Raw genomic sequence first — 21,696 nt, forward strand, 5'->3', positions numbered from 1 at the left:
TCGTGGCCCGACAGCCGTACACCACACCCGAGCAGCTCGCCGCCTGGCTCGGGACCGCGGCGCCCCCGGACGCCGAGCGGCTGATCGCGCGGGCCGGCGAGGACATCGACAGTGCGCTGCTGACCGCGATCTACCCCGTCGACGACGACGGCGACCCGCTCGACCCCGAGATCGCCGCCGCGCTCGGCTCGGCGACGTGCGCGCAGGTCGAGTATTGGCTCGCCGCCGGCGACGACGGCACGGGCGCCGCGGGCAAGTGGGACTCAGTCTCGATCGGGCCCGTCAGCCTCTCTGGCCGTGCCGCCTCGGCCGCGGGCGCGTCCGGCGTCGAGCTCGCTCCGCGCGCGGCTCGCACGCTGCGCCGCGCCGGCCTCGAACCGGGGCGGGTGATGGCATGGTGACCCGCGTCCCGCCCTCCCTGCTCCGCCATCGGATCGGCGTCGAGCCCTACCTCGGCGACGGCGCGTACGGACCGACGTACGGGCCACCCGCCGAGCACTCCGCACTCGTCGGCGAGGCCGTGCGCATGGTGCGCGCCCCCGACGGCCGCGAGGTCACCAGTACCGCGCAGATCATCGCCGCCCCCGATCTGGACTGTCCGCCGGGGTCGCGCGTGACGCTGCCGCGCGGCCGGATCACGACCGCGATCAGTACCGCAGTGCATACCGCCCCGGGCCTCCCGGTGCCCGCGTCAACGGAGGTGATGTGCGAATGAGCCGCACCCGTCTGCGCTGGAACGGCGACGCCGCCACGGGCGCGATCCGCGAGGCCGCGGCCCGGGGTCTGCTGCTCGGCGCCGAGCACGTGCTCGCCGCGAGCAGGCAGCGCGTGCCGATCAACGAGGGCACCCTCGAACGCTCCGGCGCGACCTCGGTCGACGAGTCGACCATGACGGCCGCCGTCAGCTATGACACCCCGTACGCCCGCCGCGTGCACGAGGACTTGAACGCCCGGCACGCGCCCGGACGGACCGCGAAGTACCTCGAAAGCGTTCTGCCCGAGACCTCGGCCGAGGTGCAGGCCCTGATCGCCGCGCAGATCCGGCGCGCGCTGCGATGACCTACACCGTCGACCTGCTCGACGGTCTCGCCCGCCTGCTGCACGACGCCGGCCTCGGCACCTACCGCACCGACGGCCCGTACGCGGCGGGCGAGACCGCGATCACGGTTTCCGCGCTTCCCCCCGCTCCCGACCGGTGCATCTGCCTGTCCGCATATCCGGTCACCGACTCCCCGGTGCTGACCGACACGACCACCGGGATTCAGGTGCGCACCCGCGCGGGCGCCGACCCGCGCGAGGTCGACGCCCTCGACGACCAGGTGCACGAGCTGCTGCACGCGTCCGGACCGCACCGGTTCGGTGCCGTCCCCGTGCAGCTCGTCTATCGCGTCTCGGCCGCCCCGATCGGCGCCGACTCCTCGGGCCGCTGGGAGCGGACCGCCAACTACTACGCCCGCGCGCACCGCGCGCACCCCAACCTCGAATAGGAGGCGCCGTTGAGTACGCCGACGCCCCCGGCCGAGACCGTAACCGCGCTCGCCCGCAGGTACCGCCTTGAGCTGGACATGGGCACCGCGCCCGAAACCCCGGTGTGGACGCTGGTCCCCGGGGTCACCGAGTTCACTCCGAAGATCGACCCGACGCAGCAGGAGGTGACCACCTACGACGCCGAGGGGTGGAGCGAGCAGGCCGTGACCATGCTCGCGTGGTCGATCGAGACCACCATCGCGCACCGCGCGCACCCGACGACCGGCGTGTTCAACGCCGCGCAGGAAGCACTCAGGAAGGCGGCCCGATCCTTCGGGGCGGCGTCGTACGTGCGGGTCCGCTACTACGACCGCACCGGCGCCGCAGACGCGCAGGAAGGCACGGCCCTGGTGACGTGGGAACCCGACGGGGGCGGCCCGGACGCGGTCGACACGATCAAGGTCACGCTTACCGGTTCCGGCCCACTCACCGAGATCACGAACCCGGTCGCCGGCGCCGGCCTGCTCGCCGTCGAGACCAAGACGCTCGGGGGTGATGCGTAGTGGCGTTCGAGGCCCTCGACGAGCTGCTCGACGAACGGCTCGAACTCCCCATCGGCGGGCGCCTCTACACCGTCGACGCCCCGTCAGCCGAGATCGGTCTGCGCACGCAGGCCCTGATCAACGCCGCCGCCGTCGCGGCCGACGGCGGACGCGCCGACGAGCAGGTGCTCGGCGACGCCGCCGAGCGCGACCTCTACCGCGAGGTGCTCGGCGCTGCCCACGATCAGATGGTCGCCGACGGCGTGAAGTGGCCCGCGCTCAAGCACGCGGCGATCACCGCCATGGTGTGGATCGCGCAGGACAAGAACGCGGCCGAACGGTACTGGAACGCGGCCGGCGACCCTTCTCGTCTGGCCCCGAACAGGGCGGCTCGCCGGAACCGATCGGGTGCGGCGAGCTCGACCCCGTCTCGGGGCTCTACGAGTGGTACGAGTACCCGCCCGGCACGGCCCCGAGGAAACAGCAAGGGCCGCAAGCGTCGCTGACGTGGGCGCAGATCCTCGCCGAGTGGCCGCTCGTCGAGGCCGATCTGCACGAGGTCTACGGCGTCGACCTAGGCACCCCGGGCCTGCTGCGCGCCCGGTCGTGGCGATGGCTGCGGGTGCGCGTGCTCGCCCTGCTCTCCGCCGAGTCCCGCCTCGCGCGGGTCCTCACTCCTCCGCCTGACCCCTCCCCGTCGGGAGGCCGACCCAACGGGAGGTGAGGCCCCATGGCGCTCATGGTGGGCGAGCTCGCCGCCACGGTCACGATCGACGACTCGGGCGCCGTCTCCGGGATGAACCGCGCCCGCGCTGCGGTGCAGTCGGGCGGCGACCGGATCGCCGCCGACGCCGAACGCAGCGGTGACCGCGCGGGCGAGGGGCTCGGCGACGGTCTCGCCGACGGCGCGGCCGACGGCGCCGACCGTGCGTCGTCCGGCATCGAGACCGCCATGAAGGGGATCGCCGCCGCCGCGATCGGCGCGGCGATCGGCGGCGCGCTCATGGCCGGGATCGACAAGGCCCTCGACCAAAGCAAGATCCCCGGAACGTTGCAGGCGCAGCTCGGCGCGACCGGGCCGGTCGCCAAGACCTACGGCCAGGCCGCGGGCGACCTGTACGCGGGGGCGATCGTCGACTCGGTCGAGGACGGCGCCGAGATCATCAAGGGCATCGCCCGAAACGGTCTGCTGCCGCCCGAGGCGACCCGAGGCCAGGTCAAGACGCTTGCGACGCAGGTCGCGAGCGCTGCCTCGGTCATGGGCGAGGACGTGTCCAAGGTGTCTCGTGCCGTGGGCACGATGATGAAAAACGGGCTCGCCAAGAACGCGCAGGAAGCGCTCGACGTGCTCGTGCGCGGCTCGCAGAACGGCGTCGACGTCGCCGAGGATCTCCTCGACACGTTCGCCGAGTATCCGACGGAATTCCGGCAGCTTGGCCTCGATTCTCAGACGTCCATGGGGCTTTTGCAGCAGGGGCTCAAGGGCGGCGCTCGTGACGCCGACTCGGTCGCCGACAGCTTGAAGGAATTCACCCTTCAAGCGCAGGGGATGAGCGACGCGACGGCGACCGCCTTTACGGATCTCGGATTTTCTGCCGACAAGATGCAGAAGGTTTTCCAAGAGGGCGGGCCGGAAGCCGCAAAGGCGCTTGATCAAGTCCTCGATAAACTGCGCGGCGTCAAGGACCCCGCAAAGCAGAGCGAGATCGCGCTCGGACTCTTCGGAACCAAGTCCGAGGACATGCAGCGCGCGCTCTACTCGCTCGATCCGTCCAGCGCGGTAAAGGCACTCGGCGACGTCAAGGGCGCCACCGACGCCGCCGGCGACGCCATGCACGACAATGCGGCGACCAAACTCGAAGCGTTCAAGCGCGGCATAGAGCAAAAGCTCGTCGGCGTGCTCGGGACCTATCTCGTTCCGGCGCTTGAGACCGCCGCCGACTGGATCGGCGACGGGGGGCTCGGCGGCGCGCTGCGCGCGTCCGTCGGGTGGATCTCCGAGCACTCGACGGCGCTCTCGGTCGCCGCCGGCGTGATCACGGTCCTGATGCTGCCGACGCTCGTCGCGCTCGCCACGACCGCAGCGACGACGACCGTCGCGGTTGTGACCGGATGGGCCACGCAGACCGCCGCCGGCGTGACCGCCGCCGCCCGGTTCGTGCTGCTCAACGCGACGATGCTCGCGGGTTGGGTGGCGCAGGGCGCGGGGGCCGCCGCGGCTGCGGTGCGGGTGGTCGCGTCGTGGGTGCTGATGGGGACGCAGTCCCTGATACAGGGCGCCCGGATGGCTGCGGCATGGCTGCTCGCCATGGGCCCGATCGCGCTCGTGATCGCTGCCGTGGTCGGCATCGTCGCCCTGATCGTGGCCAACTGGGACACGATCGTTTCCGCCACAAAGGCCGCTTGGGATTGGGTCTGGGGAAAGCTGCAATGGGTCGGTCAGAAGATCCTCGACTTCTTCCTCAACTGGACTTTGGTCGGTCTGATCATCAAGCATTGGGACTCGATCAATTCGGGCACAGTCCGCATTTGGAATGCCACGGTCGATTGGGTCAAGGGCATTCCGGGCCGGATCGTTAATTTCTTCCTCAACTGGACTTTGGTCGGTCTCATCATCAAGCATTGGGACTCGATCAAGTCGGGCACGGTCCGCAAAGCCGGGGAAATGCTTTCGTGGGTGCGCGGACTCCCGGGGAGGATCGCCGGTTACTTCGGCAACTTCGGCTCGATGCTCTACGACAAGGGCCGCGATCTGATCACGGGCCTTTGGAACGGCATCAAGGGCATGGGCTCTTGGCTGCGTTCGACCCTGATGTCATGGGCCAAGAATCTGATTCCGGGCCCGATCGCAAAGGCGCTGGGAATTCATTCCCCGTCGCGTCTCATGCGCGACAAGATCGGCAAGTTCATTCCTGCGGGAATCGTCGAGGGCATCAAGGCGGGCGCACCGGCCGTCGACCGCACGATGCGCAATCTCGTCTCGGTTCCCGCCGCGCCGCAGTTCGCCACCGCCGGGGCACCCGCCAACGGCGGTGCAGCGTCCGGCGGTTGGGGCGCAACCGTGCACATCGAGAACTGGCACGCCGGCGAGGCGACCGCCGATCAAACGGCGGTCGCCCTCGCATGGCACGCCAAGGGCAGGGGGTGACCGGACATGGCGCCCGGTGATCTGGTCACCCTCCCCGGGCACGTACAAGTCGGCGAGCTGCTGCTCGGGCCCCGGACCGCCTACGGGTGGCAGTCGCTGACCGGGTGGGAGGACACTCCCGGATACGACTCGGGCACGGTCAACCGGTCGGATGCGCACGGCGCCTACCTCGGCCGGCTGCTCGCGCAGCCGCGCACGATCACTCTCGACGGCGTCGTGATCCGCACCGAGCCCGGTCGCATGGGGGGCGCCGTGCGTGCCCTGTCCGCAGCGACCGCGCTACGGGACGACGAGCAGCCGCTCGTGATCCGCCTCGACGACTCCCCGCCGCTGCTGTCTTGGGTGCGGTGCATCCGCCGCGCCGTGCCGGTCGGCACGGGCGGGTACGCGGTCGGCGTCGTCACCGGGGCCGCGATGCAGTTCGAGGCCACCGACCCGCGCCGGTACGGCGTCGTCGAGCAGCAGGCCACCGCGCACCTGCCCGCGCCCGAGGCCGGTCTCGACTGGCACCTCGACCCCGGGCCCGAACACCTCGCCTACCCGATGATGTTCGGCACCCCGGGCAGCACCGGGGCCCTGCTCGCGCTCAACACGGGCGACGCGCCGAGCCATCCGGTCGTGACGATCCGGGGGCCGGTCTCCCTGCCGTCCGTGACCAACCTCGCGACCGGCGAGACGATCGAGTACGACCTTGACCTCGCCGCCGACGACGAGCTGCTCGTCGACACCCGCGAGGGCACGGTCACGCTCAACGGCACCGCCTCGCGTCTGTATACGGCCACCGCCCGCAGCGCACCCGAGCAGCTATTCGCCCTCGCCCCGGGCGCGTCCTCGCTCGTCTTCCGAGCCGCGCCCGGCTCCACCGATCCCCGCGCCTCGGTCTCGCTCCGGTGGCGCTCCGCCTACTGGTAAGGAGGTACCCCGACGTGACCGTGCGCGCCGGATGGCTGCTGCCCAACGGCCAGACCAGAGAAGACACCCGACTCGTGCCGCTCGGCGCCATGGCGCCCGAGTCCGAGACCCTCACGCGCGACGGCGTGATCGCCGGCGGCGACCCGCTCGCCGCGACCGGCACGGGTGCCATGCAGGTACAGATCGGCGTCGGCCGCGCCGTGGTGCAGGGCGCTGCCGCGCAGGGCGCGTATCCGGTTGCCGTGACCTCCCCCGAGACGCTCACGATCGGCGACGGACACGCGCAGTACACCCGCATCGACTCGGTCATTCTGAAGATCCGCGACGGGTTGTACGACACGAGCGAGCAGACCGAGGTCACCGTCGAGGTGCTGCAAGGCGAGGCGACGGCGACGCCGACGGCGCCGACCCTGATCACGCCCGCGCTGCGGCTGTGGGATGTCACCGTTCCGGCCGGTACCTCGGCCGGTACCGGCGGCATCGCATGGCAGAGCGCGCTCGCCGACCGCCGCCGCTACACCTCGGCGTACGGGGGCATCATCCCGCGCGGGTGGGGCCTGTCCTTCCCCGGCGGGTACCCGGGCCAGTACCGCGACAACGGGACTGGCCTCGACCGGTGGGACGGCGCGGCGTGGCAGACCCTCGACCCCGTGATCGGGTGGACAACGCCGGCCCTCGCCTCCGGATACACCAACGGGGGCAACTATCAGGGCACGATCAGGTACCGCCGGATCATGCTCGGCGGGATTCCCCACATGCAGTGGCGCGGCGGAGTGTCCTGGACGACGAAGGGGGTTCCGCCGAACAGCGGGAAGCCGCTCGCGTCCCCGCTCCCCTCGGCCCTGCGGCCCGCGCTGCACACCTCGGCGTCGATCGCCGCCGGCGGCGTCCCCATCAAGGTCGACTGTCAGACCGACGGAACTCTGCACTTCATCGGCAACTCGGACTTGACCACGTGGGCGGCCCTGTCGGGCCTGATCTACCCGCTCGACGCATGAGGGGGTGCCGTACTGATCTCCCCCACGTACCGAGTCATCCTGTGTGACCTGCGCACCGATCAGGTGCTCGACGTCCTGCCGGTGACCGACGTCCAGTTCGACGACTACATCGGCAAGACGGGCTCGGCCTCAGCCACCGTCCCTCTGCCGAACCGATCCGTCGCCGCCCGTGCGCGCGCCGCCATCGAACCCGGGCGTACGGCCCTGTGGATCGAGCGCGGCCCCGAAATCTGGTGGGGCGGCGTGTTGTGGACCGCGAACCTGACCAGCAACGAACGGGGGTTTCTCGGCCTACAGGTACAGGCCGGCGGGTGGGCGTCGTACCTCGATCACCGCGCGATTCTGCACACGCAGGAGGCCGTACAGGTCGACCAGTACGACATCGTGCGGGGGCTGCTCGACTACGCCGCGAGCCTGCCCGGCGGCGACATCGGGATCGAGTACGACGCCGAGCAGCTCTCGGGCGTCAAGCGTGACCGCACGTACCGCCGCTATGACGTGCCGCGTATCCGCGAGGTGATCGACCAACTCGCCGCCGTCGAGGGCGGGTTCGAGTGGAGGATCGCGAGCTTTCGCGATCCGGGCAGCGGCCGGCGCGTCAAGCGGCTGCAACTCGGTTCCCCGGTCATCCGGACCGGGGCGAGCGATGTTGTCCTCGACCACCCGGGCCCGGTCATGTCCTACGCGTGGCCCGTCGACGCGACCGTGCGGGCGAACGCGTGGCAGGCCCGGGGCGCGTCCGACAACAAGAACCAGACCAAGGAATCGCTACCCCTGATGTCCGAGCTGCTCGACGACGACGAGCAGCTCGGCATCGGGTGGCCGCGGCTGGACGGAACCTCGGACTACTCCACCGTGACCGAGCAGGCCACCCTCGACGCGCACGCGCGCGCCGACCTGGCCGCCGCGCTGCACCCGCAGACGATCCCCGAGGTGACCGTCGCGCTCGACCGCACGCCCCTGTCGCCCTCGCTGCTGGGCGCCACCGTTCGCGTGCGCATCCGTGATCTGTGGTGGGCCGAGGGGCTCGACCGCCGGTACCGGGTGGTCGGCCTCGCGATCTCCCCGCCGCTGCGCGGCCGACCCGAAACCGCAAAACTCAGCTTGGAGGCCGCCTAGTGGCAGCGATCCCGCTCGACATCCTCGACCGCATCCGCGCGCTTGAGCGCGAGGTGCGCACCCTCACGGGCCGCGCGAACATCCGGCCCGCGCTCGACGAGATCACCGCCGGCCCGGTCCGGATCGGCGAGGGCGGCTCACTGGAGGTGTCCGCCCCGGACGGCACCGGCATTTTCGGTGTCGGTGCTCTGTGGGATGGCGCCTACGGCGTCAAGATCCAGCGCAGCGACGGCACCCTCGCGTTCAACGTGGGCGGCTCGGGCGAGGGCTCCAACATGATCCGGCAGTTCTCCCGCGAGGGCGACGTGATCCTGATGGATGACTACTACACCCGCCGCTTTCTCGGCCGCCCCTGGATGCCCGTCCCGCTGTATCCGACCAAGCAGCAGGGCAGCACCTCGACGACGTATCAGCCTGCTTGGGCAGGGGGCGCCCCCGCGCACAACGCCGTGATGGTCCTCTACATGTCGAGCATCGCGAGCACCGGGGGCGGGCAGGTGCGGATCACGATGGACCCGCCCGACGGCGATCCGGTCGTGATGACCGAGTACGACATCCCCGCAAACACGTGGGTGAACAAGACGCACACGTGGCCGCTGCACGGCGTCGAACACCTCGGATACGTGCACTGGCTCATCGAGCACCGGGCCAAGACCAGCGGCGGCGCGATCGAGACCCGGATTTTCAGCAGCTACACCCGCAACACGTTCACGGCCGACGAAGCGCCGGACCCGCCGGCGACCGCCACCGCCGCAGCGTCGGCGGATCTCGGCGCACCGCTGCTCTCCGAACCGCCCGCCCCCAAGACCGACCCCGGGGCGCCCGCACCGGGGATGCGCACCATCGACGACTAGGGAGGGCCCCGCACTGCTGCCCCCGTCCATACCCACTGTGACCGTGCGCGGTCGCTTCCTCGCCCCGAACGGCGTCCCGCTGTCCGGGGCGATCGTCTTCCGCGCGCCCGCACAACTCACCTTCCCGCAAGCCGACGTGATCCTCGGCGGCCCCGTGACCGTGCAGCTCGACGCGCAGGGCGCGGTCGAGGTCACCCTGCCGGCCACCGACGCGCCCGACATGGACCCGTCCGGATGGGCGTACGTCGTGACCGAGCAGCTCTCGGGTATCCCCGTGGGCCGCTCGTACAACATCGTGCTACCGGCCGTGTACCCCGACGTCGATCTGTCCGACATCGCTCCGACCGACCCCTCGAAACCGAACTACGTCGGCGTGCCCGGACCGCAGGGCCCCGACGGCACCCCGGGCAGCAGGATCTACAGCGGCACCGCCGCACCCGATCCCGCCCTCGGCGTCGACGGCGACCTCTACGTGCGGTACGAGTCGGGCGAGTTCCTCGGCGTCACCTCGACGACCGTCTCGACGTGGCAGAAGACCGCCGGCGCGTGGACGCAGCTCGGCGGCGACGTGCGCGGCGCCGCTTGGTACGTCAACGACGCCTCGACGTCGAGCGCCAGCACGCGACCGGGCGACATGCTGCTGCGCACCGATACCGGCGACATCTGGCAGCGCGGCCCGTCCGGGTGGGGCGCCTCGATCGGCAATCTCAAGGGCCCCCAGGGTGTCCCGGGCGTCAAGGGTGACCAGGGCGACACCGGTCCCGCCGGGGCGCCCGGTGCCCCGGGCGTCGTCCAGTCCGTCAACGGCGTGAGCGCGGCCGACGTCGTGCTGAGCGCCGCCGACGTCGGCGCCCTGCCCGCCACGGCCGCCGGCGCCGCCGGGGGCGTGGCGCAGCTCGACGCGACCGGCAAGGTTCCGGCCGAGCAGCTTCCCGACACCTCGGGCGCCGGCGCGGTCGAGTCCGTCAACGGGCAGACCGGCGTCGTCGTCCTGGCCGCGGCCGATGTCGGCGCCGCGGCGACGAGTCATACGCACACCGCCGCGCAAGTCGGCGCCATCGCGACCACCGCGCGGGGCGCGGCGTCCGGCGTCGCCTCGCTCGACTCGTCCGGCCGGCTCCCGGTCGAACAGCTCCCCTCCACCTCCACGCGCAACACATGGACGCCGGCCGCGCTCGGGTTTCAGGCGTGGTCGTGCGACCCCGCGCACGTCTCGAACCCGACCACGATCAAGGCCGCCGTACTCAAGCGGCTCTATCTGAGCGGCATCTACATTTCCGAGCCGACCCCGGTCAACGCCGTCGCGATCTTCGCGCGCGGATGGGCGGGCAGCAGCGCGGTACCGGCCGCGCGGTTCTATGCCGGGATCTACAACGAGTCGGGGGCGCGCGTGGCGACCTCGGGGCAGGTGTCGAGCCTGCCCTCGGCCGGACAGATCACCGGTACCGCCCCGGGCGCCAAGAGCAACCACATCGGCGCCGTGCCCGTGCCCTTGTCCGGCACGGTCACCCTGCAACCGGGCCGGTACTGGAGTGCCTTCCTGCTCTCCGCCGGCAGCGCGACGGATTTCTACTACATGCACATACAGAACGAGAGCCCGAGCGCACCGGCCAACTTCTTCTTGGGCAGCGCGTTTCAGCGCGCATGGTGCCTCGACGCGCAGACGTCGCTACCGAGCACCGTCAACCAGAGCTCGGGCGAGGTAGGGCTCGACCCCGCGATCATGGCGCTCGCTCTCGTCTGACCACCCCACCGACCGCACGCCCCGGCACCCCGCCGAGGGCGTTTTTTCATGTCTGGAGACACCCACCATGGCAACCCCGTTCACGCCCGATCGGCTCGTCGCGATCCTGCGCGCCGAGGGCGTTCGCGTCGTCGAGGTCGACTCGTGGCGCACCCACAACCGCAACCACAAGGGCTCGTTTGGGCCGATCAACGGTGTGATGATCCACCACACCGTGAGCGAGGGCACCGAGCACTCGGTGCGGCTCTGCTACGACGGATACGCCGCGCTCCCGGGGCCGCTGTGCCATGGCGTGATCGCGAAGAACGGCACGGTCTACCTGATCAGCGCGGGACGTGCGAACCACGCCGGGGGCGGCGACCCGGGCGTGCTCGCCGCAGTGGTCGCCGAGCGGTCGCTGCCGGCGACCCACCGACATGAGGGCTCGGCCGGCGCGACCGACGGAAACGCGCACTTCTACGGGTTCGAGTGCGTCAACCTCGGCGACGGCCGCGACCCGTGGCCCGACGCGCAGCTCGACGCGATCGAGCGCGTCTCGGCCGCGATCTGCCGCGCCTACGGCTGGACCGGCGCGAGCGTCATCGGCCACAAGGAGTGGAGCGACTGGAAGTCGGACCCGCGCGGGTTCTCCATGACCACCATGCGCGAGCGCATCGACCGCCGCCTCGCCACCAAGCCCGAGCAGCCCAAGCCCAAGCCGTCGGCGCCGAGGTTCGAGCCGTACCCGGGCGTCGCGTTCTTCAAGCGGCACCCGCACTCGCCGATCATCACCGCCATGGGCCGGCGGCTCGTCGCCGAGGGCTGCTCGGCCTACCGCCGAGGACCGGGGCCGCAGTGGACCGAGGTCGACCGCCAGAGCTACGCACGGTGGCAGCGACACCTCGGCTACCGGGGCGACGACGCCGACGGGTGGCCCGGCCGCGCGTCCTGGAACGCGCTCAAGGTCCCCAAGATCTGACCCGCCCCGCATCACATGGGCCGCCCGCACACGGCGGGCGGCCCGTTCCCCCATCACGAACAGAGAGGTACACCCATGACCGACGCCTCGCGTCGCACCCTCCGCACCATCGTGCAGACCGCCCTCGCCCTGGCCGCAGGTATGCCCCTGATCATCGACGCCGCCGGCATCCCGCAGACCGCCGCCGGCGTCGGCCTGGCCCTCGCCATCGCGGGTGCCATCACGCGCGTGATGGCACTCCCGGTCGTCGACAACCTGCTGCCGCAGTGGCTGCGCGCCGCCCCGCACCCCGACGACGAGCTGCTCGCCCTCGACCGCGACCACAGCGGGCGCCAGTGACCGACCCGACCCCGGGCGACGTCGCGCTCGAACTTGAGCGGCTGCGCGGCGTCGTCGAGGCAGGGTTCGCCCGCACCGACGGCTCGCTCGCCCTGCTCGTGCAGCGCAGCGACCAGACCGACAACCGCCTCGCCGACCACGAACAGCGACTCGACGCCCTCGAAAAAACCCGGTGGCCCCTCCCGAGCGTCCTCGCTCTGGTCGCCGTAATCGGCCTCGCTCTCACCCTGTGGCAGACCGCCACTCACTGAACGCTCACGCCCCCCCGCACCCGGGTCTGTCCGGTTGCGGGGGGCGCCTTTGTCGTTGTGAGGGCAGGCGAATGGGCCCTCGACGGTGCACTCGTCGAGGGCCCACTGCTCGGGGTCACCGTGCGCGCGACCTATCCGGTCGCGAGCACGGGAGGTGCGCCCCTTCCGCCGCCGCCCGCTCCCGCGTGGGAGACATGGGTTTTCGAGCGGGCGGCGTGGCGTGCGTGCCTCGCGCGGGCAGGCGCTCGGCCCTTGCTGGGGCCGACCACGACCCGCACGGGGATCGGGTCGCGCCAGCAGTAGCAGGTGTAGGTCTGTCCCTCGGTGTCGGGCGGCGGCGTCTCGGCGTGGAGGGGGCCGGGAATCGAGGCGTAGATCGCCACGAGTACGAGCACACCGAGGCTCGCGAAGATGATCACTAGGCCGAGCAGGGCTCGGTCGGCATAGGTGGTCACGCTGCACACCTCGCCGTCGAGCTGTCACTGAGCATGAACCACACGGTCTTTGATGACTCGTCGGACACCGCCGACCACATGTCGGCGTAGGCGGATACGAGCCCGAGGCCGCGCCCGGTCGGCGAGAGCGAGCTCGGGTCTGCCCACGTGGGCCGTACCTGCGGTTTACGTCCCGGGGCGCCGTCGTGCACGCAGACGGTTACGCCCTCGGTCGAGAGCGACACCTCTACCGTCATCAGGGGCGAGGCAGTGTGCAGGTACGCGTTCGTGGCCACCTCGGACGTGCAGAGTTCGGCACGCTCGGCGAGGTGCGCGCGCCCGCCGAAACGCAGCAGGTCGGCGACCCAGTGCCGGGCGAGAGCGGGCGTGCTCGGCAATCGGGGCGCGGTGAACCTGTAGCTCGCGTTCTGCTCGGGTGGTTGTGCGGGAGGTGCTAAGGCTGCGGTCGTCATTTCGTCGTCTCCCAACGCTGTCTGAGCTCGCGCTCGCCATGCGTGGCTTGGCCGTCCCCGGGGCGCGCAAAAGCGTGCGCAACGGCTGCACTTCGGGCTTACTGGCGTGGCGCGGTGCTGCCAGGACCATAAGGGAAAAGGTTGGACCGGTACAACCCTGTACCCCCGACAAGTTGCGCGGGTGGACCCATGCCGCCGCAACCGGCAAACTCTGGTAGGACAAGGGGAAGGGACACATGCCGCCGAGGGATAATCCGACCGCCCGACAGGTTCGCTTGGGCGCCGAGCTGCGGAAGCTACGCGAGCGCGCCGGCATGACCGCACGAGATGCTGCGGGCTTGCTCTCTACCGATGCGGCCAGGATCAGCAACATCGAGGCCGGCCGACTCGGGATCAGCGACGAGCGAATCCGCAGGTTGTTCACGTTCTACCAGTGCGACGACGACGCCCTGCTCGCCGCGCTGTGCGTCATCTCTGCCGAGCGGCGAGGCACGCACTGGTGGGACGACTATCGCGGCATCCTCGCCCCGGGCTTTCTCGACATCGCCGAACTCGAACATCACGCGACCGGCCTTCAATGCCTCCAGCCCATGACGTTCCCCGGTGTCTTGCAGACCGAGGACTACGCACGAGCGCTGTTCGCAGGTGTCATCCCGCAGGTACCGGGGGAAGAAGTCGACGCCCGAGTCGAACACCGCATGAAGCGCCGAGCGATCTTCGACCGCGACACTCCGCCACGATTCGAGGCGATCGTGCACGAGGCTGCACTGCGCATGCGAGTCGGAGGTCGGAAGGTGGCCCGAGCACAGCTCGAACACCTTCTACAGGCATCCGAGCAGGATTGGATCACGCTCCGGGTGATCCCCTTCGCGGCCGACGACTTCATCGAGGTCACACAGACCGTGATGTATGCGACCGGTGCGGTCCCGCAACTGGACACCGTCCACATCGACACGCCTTTCGGCGGTCGCTTCCTGGACACCGCCGCGAACCTCGACCGGTACAGAGCCCTGCTCAAGTTCGCCGAGCAGACCTCACTCGACCCCGACGAGTCGCGAAGTTTCATTCACCACATCGCAAGAGAACTGTGAGAAATCAGGGATGAACAGCGAATTCAACTGGCAGAAGTCGAGCTTCTCTGGGGGCGGCGGCGAGCAGTGCCTGCACGTCGCCAAGCACGAAGGCGTGATCCTGCTGTGCGAGAGCGACGACCCGGCGAGCATCATCACCACGTCGCCCGAGAAGCTCGAAGCGTTCATCAAGGGCGTCAAGGCCGGCGAGTTCGACCACTTCGTCAACTAACCAGCCGCTACCCCCCGACGCCGCAAAACCTCACACCCCCCGCCTGACCAGGGTCGGGGGGTTCTTGCATATGCCAGTCTGCATGGTTGTACCGGTACACCCTTGCAACCGCATTATGCGTGGCGCTACGGTCACTCTGCGACGCAGCGACGCCGCACCTTTATACGCTGAAAGCTCCCTATTCGCACGCCCGTTAGGGAGAACCCCCGAGGGTCCACCCTGGCCGGCGCACTTACGCCTCACTGCCGGACAGGGGCAACCATGTAACCGCGTCCGGAGGGTGAGGGAATGAGCGCGCCAGCCGGTGTGATCACCGTCAACGGGGCAAGGTTGTCCAGCCACCCCCAGCAGGCCAAGGCACTCGTCGAACACGGGTTTCTGTTCGAGGTGCTGCGGTACGACTCGCAGTACGCGCGCAGGGCCTCGCCGCTCGATCAGCCGCGCGTGTTTCCGACGCCGCGTGCCGCCATACGCGCGTTGCGCGTTCAGGTGCGCACGGCTCACATGCTCGGGATGACCCCGCGCGAGGTCGAACGGGCGGTCGAGTGGGCCGAGTCGGGATGGCTGCACGCCCTCGCTCTGCTCAACTCGGGCACGCGCTGCGGGTTCACCGTGGTAGTGGGAAGTGGGGCGGTCGTCGAGTGGACGATTACCCCCGTGCGCTTCCTCGAACTGCGCACGCACGCCGCCATCGCGCCCCCTAACCCGCGCCCCCTCGACCGGAATTGAGCCCATGAGCACGAAGATCATCACTGAACACCCCGCATGGCAGACGACCGCCAAGAAGGAACGCGCCCGTCTCGTCGAGCATGGGGGCGCCGCATGGCTCGCCGTCTGGAACCACCGGAGCGAACACCTCGCCCTGTGGCCCGTTACGGGCGGCCCCGCCGCCGAGCAGCCGCCCGTCGCCTACACATCACCGATCGAGCTACCCGCCGCACCCGAGCAAGCCGTGCCACTGCTCGACGAGTTGGTGCGCCTCGGCACGGTCGCCCGTCTCACCAACCCGTCGTTGTGGGATGCGATCGCGACCGCCATTCTCCGCCAGGTCGTGACTGCAAAGCAGGCCGCGCGCAAGCACCGGGCGTTCTACACCGCCTACGGGCGCACCTTCACCACGGCGGCCGGCGAGTTCGCAACCGTGCCAACTCCCGAGACCGTGCTCGGGATCTCCGACGACGGATTCGGCGCCGTCGGGGCGAAGTTCAACCGCAACGCGCTGCGCGCCGCCGCCGAGGCGTACCTCGACCGGGGCGAGCACTGGGCCACGCTCGACCCCGAAAGCCTGATCAAAGAGCTCGTCGAGGTGCGCCGCATCGGGCCATGGACCGCAGCAGCCGCCGCGGCCGACTTCACCGGCGACTTTTCGATCTACCCGCACGGCGACCTCGCCGTGCGCACGTGGGCCCGGAAAGCGGCCCCCGCACTCGATTTCCCGAGCTCTGACAGTGAGTTCGAGGCCCTGTGGCGCCGATGGGCGCCCGCACGCACGCAACTGCACGCCCTGACCCTTTTCACTCTCACGTGGGGGAGCAATGACCTTAACGGCCACGGAGGACCGAGCAGCCTCTGACCTGATCGCCGGCGCCGACCCGAACCGGGTGCTCGACGCCTTGTTCGTGAATGCGCCGCTCCGCGACTACGCCCTGCGGCCCCGAACGAACGACTACACCCTGCCCGTGCTCGGGATGGCGTACATCGCCACCTACGCGCAGCAGGCCGGTTTCAACGTGGGTGTACTGGACGCCGAGGCGCAGGGGCTCGGCGTCGACGAAGCCGCCCGCCTGATCAACGGCGTCCGGCCCCGTTGGGTGGGGATGAACCTGCTCGCCCCCACGTACGAGATGTCGGCACGGATCGCCGCCGGGCTCGACCCCGGTATCTCGCTCATGGTCGGTGGGCACCACGCCCGCGCGATGCCCGCCCGCATCCTCGACGATCCGCGCATGGGCAACCTGCGCGCCCTGGTGATCGGAGAGGGCGAGCCCCGAGTCGCCGCGCTGCTGGCCGACGAGCGTCGCCGCGCCGAGTTGCCCGGGGTGATGTGGCGCGACCGGCTGCTCGGCACACACGCCGCCGGCATCGCCCGCGATCGGGCCGCCGACTGGCTGAGCCCGGACATCGACGCGCTACCGCTCGTGAACCGCGCGTTCCTGCCGCAAGACCCATACACCGCCGACGACGGCCGGACCGAGGCGAACATCGTCGGATCGCGCGGGTGCCCGTACGACTGCGGGTTCTGCGGTGCCGCCGTATCGGCGAACCCCGACGTCAAGATCCGCCCCCGGTCGCCCGAGGGCATCGTCGACGAGCTCGACCACCTGCACGAGACCTACGGCACCACCGCGTACCGGTTCGTCGACGATCTGTTCCTCGGCGCGAAGCGGGTGATCGTGCCACAGATGGAAGCCTTCACCCGCCACAGGATCGGCGACCGGTACGTGTGGGACGCCACCGGACGGATCAACGTGTTCGACCGCCTCGACGACGCCATGCTCGACACACTCAAGGCGAACGGACTACGCGAGGTCGCCCTCGGCATCGAGTCGGGCAGCGACCGCGTGCTCGCCGGCATGGACAAGCGGATTACCGCCAAGATGACCGAGCAGGTCGCCGCCCGGCTGCTCGCGCGCGGCATCGGTGTGAAGGGGTATTTCATCCTCGGGTACCCCGGGGAGGAGCAGGAAGACCTCGACGCCACGGTGCGTCACATCCACAACCTGTGGGCCATCGCCGACCGGTACGGAGCGGGCCGCTTTCGGGCGAGCGTGTTCGAGTTCCGGCCCTACCCCGGTACGCCGATCTGGAAGACGCTCACCGACGCCGGACACGAGCCCGACACACTGCTCGCGTACTCCGACGTCGACCTGACCGCCGACGGCGCCGACGAGTCGATGCGCGCCCGCGACGAGTTCAATTTCTCGGTCGGCGTCCAGTTCGGGACCGTCCCTCTCCCGAAGCTCCGCGCGACGCTCGCCGAGCTCACCCGCGAGCAGCACGACCGCAACCGTCTGGGGGTCGCCGCGTGACCGTCCACCCCGGCGTGTTCGTCACGGTCGACGGCCCGAGCGCGGTCGGGAAGTCGACCACGGTCGCCGAGCTCGGCCGCCTGCTCGTCGACCGCAGAAGACACGTCCACACGACGACGGAGCCCTCGACGAGCGAGCTCGGCGAGTTCACCCGGGCCAAGGCGAACCACATTCACGGCCGCGCCCTCGCCTGTCTCGTCGCCGCCAACCGGTACGAGCACATCGAGGTCGAGCTCGATCCGCTGCTCAAGGCCGGCGAGACCGTGATCTGTGACCGCTACCTCGCGTCGAATCTCGTTCTCCAGCAGCTCGACGGCGTACCCGAGCCGTTCGTGCTCGCCTTGAACCGGCACATCCTGCTGCCCGACCTGGCCGTGATCCTCACTGCGGACCCGGCAAGCATCGCGGCCCGTCTCGCTGAGCGCGGGAAGCGCCACCGCTTCCATGACGACCCCGACGGGCCCGCCCGCGAGGTCGCGCTCTACCGCGAGGCCGCACAGACTTTGATGACCCTCGGCGTCGAGGTGCTCGTGCTCGACTCGACCGACGCCACCCCTACGGATGTAGCGAAGCGAATCGCCGACGCGCTGCCCCCGTCCGGGGGTAGCGTCGACAACCCCACCGACCCCGACGACCGCACGGTGAACTCATGAACGCAGCACTCGCAACCCCCGTGATCGACACGCACGTGATTCTGCGTGATGGCGACAAGGTGCTGTTGTCGCAGCGCGGGGGGCCGTACGGCTACGGTCGGTGGCACGCCCCCTCGGGCAAGCTCGACGCCGGCGAGCCGCTCACCATGGGTGCCGCGCGTGAGCTGCTCGAAGAGACCGGCGTCGAGGTCGACCCCGAGCACCTGCGGCTCGTGCACGTCGTGCACCACAAGCAGGACGCCGACACCGAGCGAATCGGTCTGTTCTTCCTGGCCACCACGTGGACGGGCGAGCCGGTGAACCGCGAGCCCGAGAAGTGCCTCGACCTGCGATGGTGGTCCGTGCACGAGCTGCCCGAGGACATCATCGAGTACCCCGCCGCCGGGCTGCTCGGCTATCTCAAGGACGCCGAGCCGCTCACCGAGCACGGTTGGTCGTAGACCACGGTCAACCCCATGTCTCCGCCCGTCGCGCCCTCAAGGCCCGGCGGGCGGGGCGTTCCTGCCTAGGCTCCCCCGTCCGCCGGTGCGTCCGCATCGACGCCGAGGTGCCGGTGCAGGTCATAGCGCGACACCTTGTACGCCCGTCCGTGTCGCAGGACCCGCACGGGGTACCGGCCGGTCCGGGCGAGGTGATACCCGGTCGTGCGGCCGAGGTGCAGCGCACGGTTTGCGGTCTCCAGCGGGACGGCGACGGGTAGGTGCATCAGCTCGTCGTGTGTCATCCCCTGCTCTGTAGTCGTCATGGTCTACCCCCTGTGACATCGGTGTGCACTGCGGACCGATGGTGTCGAGCAGTGCCAGACCAGAAACGTACGATTCCGACTGGATCTTTGCAAGCAACATAGCTAGCTTTGCAATATGCACAGTCACCAGACAGCGGGCGACGTCGTCGCCGCACAGATCCGCCGGCACCGCGAACGCCTCGGCATGAACCGAAACGACCTCGCCGCCGAGTGCGCCCGCCTCGGGCGCCCCGACATCACGTACGCCGTGATCGTCAGCATCGAGACCGGCCGATCAGGCGCCGAGGGCAAGAAACGCCGTCCGGTGACCGTCGACGACCTGCTCGTGCTCGGCCTGGCCCTCGCCACTCCCCCTCTGCTCTTGTTGCTCCCCCTCGGGAGCGAGGAGACCGTGCCTACCGTTCCGGCCGCCGATCCGCGCGACCCCTACACGGTGTGGCAGTGGATGACCGGCGAGACGACACCGAAGCTCGACGGGCCCCTCGACGGGCGGTACGTCACCGACTCCCGGCGGATCGCCGGAACGGGCCAGACATGGGCCGCAGCGTGGGCTACAGCGGCATATCCGGCCTCGCTGTACCCCGAGTTCGAGCGGCGCCTCGCGATCGTCCGCAGGGCCTATCTCCGCACCGAGGCCAACCAAGCGAGGGGAGGTGATCCCGACGCCGAGACCGACTTTGTGCACCGCCTCGAAGAACTCGCCCGCCACATCGACGACATGGTGCGCGCAGGGCTCAAGGTCCCCGCCCTACCGCACCACCTGATCGAGGACATGCAGGGGCTCGACATGCTCGACGCCCCCAACTCAGTCACACCCGAGGAGACCGACTAGATGAACGGAACGATCACCAAGCGCTGCGGATGCCGCGACCCGCAGACCGACAAGCAGCTCGGCGCAGCGTGCAAGAAGCTGACCCAGCGAACACACGGCGTGTGGAGCCTGGTTCAGGAACTGCCGCCCCGCGAGGACGGCACCCGGCGCCGCTTCCGGCGCAGCGGGTACAAGACCAAGACGGACGCGCAGACCGACATCACCGCGCTTGCCGCGCTGCTCGACATCGCCGACAAGAAGTCGGACCCCGACGGCCGCCGCCGCCTCGCCGACTTGCTCGAAACCGTGTCCGCGAGCGGCGAGGACATCCCCGATTACGACGAGACGAAGCGCCGTTTCGCGACCGGGCAGTCTCTGACTCAGCACATGACGGTCGCCGAGTGGCTCGACGTGTGGCTCGCCGGAAAGAAGGCACTCCGCAAGAGCGGAGAAACCCGGTACGAGGTCGACATCAGGTGCCACCTGAAACCCCGGATCGGGCACATCCGCCTCGACCGCCTCACGGTGCAGCACCTCGACGAGATGTTCGCCGGCATCGCCGAGACCAACGCCGACATTCACGAAGCGAACATGCAGCGCCGCGCCGCGCTCGACGAGCTGAAAACGATCCCGTGGAAGGGGATCGAGAACCGAGGCCGAAGGAAGTTCCTCAAGGACGCCATAGACGCGATGCCGCCGTTCCGCCGCATCACCGGACCGTCGACTCAGAAGCACGTCCGCGACACGCTGCGGGCCGCGCTGAACACCGCCATCGCGCGCGGGGCGATCACCTTCAACCCCGCCTCATACGTCGAGCTCACTCCGGCCAAGCGACCCAAAGCGATGGTCTGGACGCCCGAGCGGGTCGAGGCATGGGTGCGGACCGGCGAGCGGCCCTCGGCGGTCATGGTGTGGACCCCCGAGCAGGCCGGGCAGTTCCTCGACTACCTCGCCGAGACGAAACACCGACTGCTGCCGCTTTTCCACCTGATCACGTTCCGGGGTCTGCGCCGCGGCGAGGCGTGCGGCGTCCGGTGGGCCGACTACTCGGCACCGAGTCGCACGATGACCGTTGCCACTCAACTCGTACAGGATGGATGGGAGGTGATAGAGAGCCTGCCCAAGACCGACAGCGGCGAGCGCGTGTTCTCGATCGACGAGTACACCGCCGAGGTGCTCGACGCGCACCGGACCAAGCAGGCCGCCGAGCGTTGCCAGTGGGGGCGCGCGTGGATCGAGTCGGGCCGGATGTTCACCCAAGAGGACGGCGACCGGATTCACCCCGGGTGGCTGACCGATCAGTTCGAGCGGCTCGTCGACCTCTCCGGACTGCCGCCGATCCGGCTGCACGACCTGCGGCACGTCGCCGCCTCGCTCATGCTCGCCGCCGGCGTCGACGTCAAGATCGTGTCCGAGACCCTCGGCCACAATGACAGCCGGATCACGCGAGACATCTATCAGTCGGTCATGCCCAAGGCCGCCGCCGAGGCCGCCGAGGCAACCGCCGCCATGGTCCCGCGCGGAAGCGCTCGCCTGCCCCAGCAGCGGGCGGTCGAGCAGGCGAACAAGCAGGATGGCCTCACGTCGGCCTCACATGAGGGCGCGAAGATCATCGCGTTCCGACCCCGCACAGCCAGTGCATAAGAAAAAGCCCTGGTCACGGGCTAGGTGACCAGGACTTCTCTGGAGCCGCCTTCGGGATTCGAACCCGAGACCTACGCATTACGAGTGCGTTGCTCTGGCCAACTGAGCTAAGGCGGCATGCCACATCGAACGGATCATCCGCAGGGAAGATTCGCTGGAGCAGCGGCGCCAAGTCTACAGGGTGTTCTGGGGTGCCCCGGACCTGGTGAAGCAGGGTGCCGGGGCAGGTGGCGTCGAGTCAGCGGCTTCAGTGGTGGCTTCACTGGCGGGTCA

General features: G+C 69.8%; 27 protein-coding genes and 1 tRNA gene. 24 read left to right on the forward strand and 4 right to left on the reverse strand.

The window, feature by feature from the left end:
* Positions 1-2 precede the first annotated feature (2 nt).
* The 15 genes from ACFYMC_RS02130 (at position 3) to ACFYMC_RS02200 (ending at position 12,332) form a co-directional block, all read left to right on the forward strand.
* Positions 3-401 carry a hypothetical protein gene (locus tag ACFYMC_RS02130; RefSeq protein ID WP_381148980.1) on the forward strand — a complete coding sequence of 133 codons (399 nt, stop codon included), beginning with the start codon at positions 3-5 and terminating at the stop codon, positions 399-401.
* Positions 395-715: a hypothetical protein gene (locus ACFYMC_RS02135; protein ID WP_381148979.1), complete on the forward strand. Its 321-nt coding sequence runs from the start codon at positions 395-397 to the stop codon at positions 713-715. Before ACFYMC_RS02130 ends, ACFYMC_RS02135 begins: the two co-directional genes overlap by 7 nt.
* Complete coding sequence (locus ACFYMC_RS02140; RefSeq protein WP_380833322.1) at positions 712-1,059, forward strand: hypothetical protein; 348 nt, start codon at positions 712-714, stop codon at positions 1,057-1,059. The genes ACFYMC_RS02135 and ACFYMC_RS02140 overlap by 4 nt, the downstream gene beginning before the upstream one ends.
* Positions 1,056-1,487: a minor capsid protein gene (locus ACFYMC_RS02145; protein WP_388517391.1), complete on the forward strand. Its 432-nt coding sequence runs from the start codon at positions 1,056-1,058 to the stop codon at positions 1,485-1,487. The genes ACFYMC_RS02140 and ACFYMC_RS02145 overlap by 4 nt, the downstream gene beginning before the upstream one ends.
* A gap of 9 nt (positions 1,488-1,496) precedes the next feature.
* Complete coding sequence (locus ACFYMC_RS02150; RefSeq protein ID WP_388517393.1) at positions 1,497-2,030, forward strand: phage tail tube protein; 534 nt, start codon at positions 1,497-1,499, stop codon at positions 2,028-2,030.
* Entirely contained in the window at positions 2,030-2,515 is a 486-nt protein-coding gene (locus ACFYMC_RS02155) for a hypothetical protein (protein WP_279925856.1), read from the forward strand. Before ACFYMC_RS02150 ends, ACFYMC_RS02155 begins: the two co-directional genes overlap by 1 nt.
* A 224-nt stretch (positions 2,516-2,739) precedes the next feature.
* Complete coding sequence (locus ACFYMC_RS02160; protein ID WP_388517396.1) at positions 2,740-5,157, forward strand: phage tail tape measure protein; 2,418 nt, start codon at positions 2,740-2,742, stop codon at positions 5,155-5,157.
* A 6-nt stretch (positions 5,158-5,163) separates the two neighbouring features.
* Positions 5,164-6,069: a phage distal tail protein gene (locus ACFYMC_RS02165; protein ID WP_388517399.1), complete on the forward strand. Its 906-nt coding sequence runs from the start codon at positions 5,164-5,166 to the stop codon at positions 6,067-6,069.
* Positions 6,070-6,083: 14 nt separating this feature from the next.
* Complete coding sequence (locus tag ACFYMC_RS02170) at positions 6,084-7,067, forward strand: hypothetical protein (protein ID WP_388517402.1); 984 nt, start codon at positions 6,084-6,086, stop codon at positions 7,065-7,067.
* Positions 7,068-7,142: 75 nt separating this feature from the next.
* On the forward strand, positions 7,143-8,186 hold the full coding sequence (locus ACFYMC_RS02175; RefSeq protein WP_388517950.1) for a hypothetical protein: 1,044 nt from the start codon (positions 7,143-7,145) through the stop codon (positions 8,184-8,186).
* Positions 8,186-9,040, forward strand: a complete 855-nt coding sequence (locus ACFYMC_RS02180; protein ID WP_360455531.1) for a hypothetical protein — start codon at positions 8,186-8,188, stop codon at positions 9,038-9,040. Before ACFYMC_RS02175 ends, ACFYMC_RS02180 begins: the two co-directional genes overlap by 1 nt.
* A gap of 37 nt (positions 9,041-9,077) precedes the next feature.
* Positions 9,078-10,784, forward strand: coding sequence for a hypothetical protein (locus ACFYMC_RS02185; protein WP_360455528.1), 1,707 nt, complete (start codon positions 9,078-9,080; stop codon positions 10,782-10,784).
* A gap of 67 nt (positions 10,785-10,851) precedes the next feature.
* Positions 10,852-11,742 carry a peptidoglycan-binding protein gene (locus tag ACFYMC_RS02190; RefSeq protein ID WP_388517405.1) on the forward strand — a complete coding sequence of 297 codons (891 nt, stop codon included), beginning with the start codon at positions 10,852-10,854 and terminating at the stop codon, positions 11,740-11,742.
* Between the two features lie 75 nt (positions 11,743-11,817).
* Positions 11,818-12,081 (forward strand): hypothetical protein, encoded by a 264-nt coding sequence (locus ACFYMC_RS02195; protein ID WP_388517408.1) that lies wholly within the window; start codon positions 11,818-11,820, stop codon positions 12,079-12,081.
* Complete coding sequence (locus tag ACFYMC_RS02200; protein WP_388517410.1) at positions 12,078-12,332, forward strand: hypothetical protein; 255 nt, start codon at positions 12,078-12,080, stop codon at positions 12,330-12,332. Before ACFYMC_RS02195 ends, ACFYMC_RS02200 begins: the two co-directional genes overlap by 4 nt.
* 131 nt (positions 12,333-12,463) lie before the next feature.
* On the opposite strand, the gene ACFYMC_RS02205 is transcribed toward ACFYMC_RS02200, so the two are convergent.
* Positions 12,464-12,787 carry a hypothetical protein gene (locus ACFYMC_RS02205; RefSeq protein ID WP_388517413.1) on the reverse strand — a complete coding sequence of 108 codons (324 nt, stop codon included), beginning with the start codon at positions 12,785-12,787 and terminating at the stop codon, positions 12,464-12,466.
* Complete coding sequence (locus ACFYMC_RS02210; RefSeq protein ID WP_388517415.1) at positions 12,784-13,239, reverse strand: ATP-binding protein; 456 nt, start codon at positions 13,237-13,239, stop codon at positions 12,784-12,786. The genes ACFYMC_RS02205 and ACFYMC_RS02210 overlap by 4 nt, the downstream gene beginning before the upstream one ends.
* Before the next feature lie 236 nt (positions 13,240-13,475).
* Between ACFYMC_RS02210 and ACFYMC_RS02215 the strand changes: the two genes are divergently transcribed.
* From ACFYMC_RS02215 to ACFYMC_RS02245, 7 genes are all read left to right on the forward strand, one after another.
* Complete coding sequence (locus ACFYMC_RS02215; RefSeq protein WP_388517418.1) at positions 13,476-14,330, forward strand: helix-turn-helix domain-containing protein; 855 nt, start codon at positions 13,476-13,478, stop codon at positions 14,328-14,330.
* Positions 14,331-14,340: 10 nt separating this feature from the next.
* Positions 14,341-14,541: a DUF397 domain-containing protein gene (locus ACFYMC_RS02220; protein WP_173264608.1), complete on the forward strand. Its 201-nt coding sequence runs from the start codon at positions 14,341-14,343 to the stop codon at positions 14,539-14,541.
* Positions 14,542-14,829: 288 nt separating this feature from the next.
* Positions 14,830-15,270 carry a hypothetical protein gene (locus ACFYMC_RS02225; RefSeq protein WP_388517421.1) on the forward strand — a complete coding sequence of 147 codons (441 nt, stop codon included), beginning with the start codon at positions 14,830-14,832 and terminating at the stop codon, positions 15,268-15,270.
* Between the two features lie 4 nt (positions 15,271-15,274).
* Positions 15,275-16,114 carry a hypothetical protein gene (locus ACFYMC_RS02230; protein WP_388517424.1) on the forward strand — a complete coding sequence of 280 codons (840 nt, stop codon included), beginning with the start codon at positions 15,275-15,277 and terminating at the stop codon, positions 16,112-16,114.
* Positions 16,077-17,570 carry a B12-binding domain-containing radical SAM protein gene (locus ACFYMC_RS02235; RefSeq protein WP_388517426.1) on the forward strand — a complete coding sequence of 498 codons (1,494 nt, stop codon included), beginning with the start codon at positions 16,077-16,079 and terminating at the stop codon, positions 17,568-17,570. Before ACFYMC_RS02230 ends, ACFYMC_RS02235 begins: the two co-directional genes overlap by 38 nt.
* Positions 17,567-18,223: a dTMP kinase gene (gene tmk / locus ACFYMC_RS02240; RefSeq protein WP_388517429.1), complete on the forward strand. Its 657-nt coding sequence runs from the start codon at positions 17,567-17,569 to the stop codon at positions 18,221-18,223. Before ACFYMC_RS02235 ends, tmk begins: the two co-directional genes overlap by 4 nt.
* Complete coding sequence (locus ACFYMC_RS02245) at positions 18,220-18,663, forward strand: NUDIX domain-containing protein (RefSeq protein ID WP_388517431.1); 444 nt, start codon at positions 18,220-18,222, stop codon at positions 18,661-18,663. The genes tmk and ACFYMC_RS02245 overlap by 4 nt, the downstream gene beginning before the upstream one ends.
* Positions 18,664-18,728: 65 nt before the next feature.
* On the opposite strand, the gene ACFYMC_RS02250 is transcribed toward ACFYMC_RS02245, so the two are convergent.
* Positions 18,729-18,968, reverse strand: a complete 240-nt coding sequence (locus ACFYMC_RS02250) for an integrase (RefSeq protein ID WP_388517434.1) — start codon at positions 18,966-18,968, stop codon at positions 18,729-18,731.
* Positions 18,969-19,083: 115 nt separating this feature from the next.
* Between ACFYMC_RS02250 and ACFYMC_RS02255 the strand changes: the two genes are divergently transcribed.
* Both ACFYMC_RS02255 and ACFYMC_RS02260 read left to right on the forward strand, forming a co-directional pair.
* Positions 19,084-19,800, forward strand: coding sequence for a hypothetical protein (locus tag ACFYMC_RS02255; protein WP_360455490.1), 717 nt, complete (start codon positions 19,084-19,086; stop codon positions 19,798-19,800).
* A complete protein-coding gene (locus ACFYMC_RS02260) occupies positions 19,801-21,423 on the forward strand; it encodes a tyrosine-type recombinase/integrase (protein ID WP_388517437.1) in 1,623 nt (540 codons plus the stop codon). It begins immediately after the preceding gene.
* 40 nt (positions 21,424-21,463) lie between these two features.
* On the opposite strand, the gene ACFYMC_RS02265 is transcribed toward ACFYMC_RS02260, so the two are convergent.
* A tRNA-Thr gene (locus ACFYMC_RS02265) sits at positions 21,464-21,540 on the reverse strand.
* Positions 21,541-21,696: the final 156 nt, after the last annotated feature.

Source organism: Streptomyces sp. NPDC006879 (genome assembly GCF_042869595.1).
Taxonomy (GTDB): domain Bacteria; phylum Actinomycetota; class Actinomycetes; order Streptomycetales; family Streptomycetaceae; genus Streptomyces.

Excerpts from the sequence above, each read along its gene's own strand:
- ACFYMC_RS02140 (WP_380833322.1), top strand. The coding sequence starts at position 712 with ATGAGCCGCACCCGTCTGCGCTGGAACGGCGACGCCGCCACGGGCGCG.
- ACFYMC_RS02190 (WP_388517405.1), top strand. The coding sequence starts at position 10,852 with ATGGCAACCCCGTTCACGCCCGATCGGCTCGTCGCGATCCTGCGCGCC.
- ACFYMC_RS02245 (WP_388517431.1), top strand. The coding sequence starts at position 18,220 with ATGAACGCAGCACTCGCAACCCCCGTGATCGACACGCACGTGATTCTG.
- ACFYMC_RS02255 (WP_360455490.1), top strand. The coding sequence starts at position 19,084 with ATGCACAGTCACCAGACAGCGGGCGACGTCGTCGCCGCACAGATCCGC.
- ACFYMC_RS02135 (WP_381148979.1), top strand. The coding sequence starts at position 395 with ATGGTGACCCGCGTCCCGCCCTCCCTGCTCCGCCATCGGATCGGCGTC.
- ACFYMC_RS02195 (WP_388517408.1), top strand. The coding sequence starts at position 11,818 with ATGACCGACGCCTCGCGTCGCACCCTCCGCACCATCGTGCAGACCGCC.
- ACFYMC_RS02165 (WP_388517399.1), top strand. The coding sequence starts at position 5,164 with ATGGCGCCCGGTGATCTGGTCACCCTCCCCGGGCACGTACAAGTCGGC.
- ACFYMC_RS02145 (WP_388517391.1), top strand. The coding sequence starts at position 1,056 with ATGACCTACACCGTCGACCTGCTCGACGGTCTCGCCCGCCTGCTGCAC.
- ACFYMC_RS02215 (WP_388517418.1), top strand. The coding sequence starts at position 13,476 with ATGCCGCCGAGGGATAATCCGACCGCCCGACAGGTTCGCTTGGGCGCC.
- ACFYMC_RS02230 (WP_388517424.1), top strand. The coding sequence starts at position 15,275 with ATGAGCACGAAGATCATCACTGAACACCCCGCATGGCAGACGACCGCC.
- ACFYMC_RS02250 (WP_388517434.1), bottom strand. The coding sequence starts at position 18,968 with ATGACGACTACAGAGCAGGGGATGACACACGACGAGCTGATGCACCTA.
- ACFYMC_RS02235 (WP_388517426.1), top strand. The coding sequence starts at position 16,077 with ATGACCTTAACGGCCACGGAGGACCGAGCAGCCTCTGACCTGATCGCC.
- ACFYMC_RS02210 (WP_388517415.1), bottom strand. The coding sequence starts at position 13,239 with ATGACGACCGCAGCCTTAGCACCTCCCGCACAACCACCCGAGCAGAAC.
- ACFYMC_RS02225 (WP_388517421.1), top strand. The coding sequence starts at position 14,830 with ATGAGCGCGCCAGCCGGTGTGATCACCGTCAACGGGGCAAGGTTGTCC.
- ACFYMC_RS02160 (WP_388517396.1), top strand. The coding sequence starts at position 2,740 with ATGGCGCTCATGGTGGGCGAGCTCGCCGCCACGGTCACGATCGACGAC.
- ACFYMC_RS02260 (WP_388517437.1), top strand. The coding sequence starts at position 19,801 with ATGAACGGAACGATCACCAAGCGCTGCGGATGCCGCGACCCGCAGACC.
- ACFYMC_RS02220 (WP_173264608.1), top strand. The coding sequence starts at position 14,341 with ATGAACAGCGAATTCAACTGGCAGAAGTCGAGCTTCTCTGGGGGCGGC.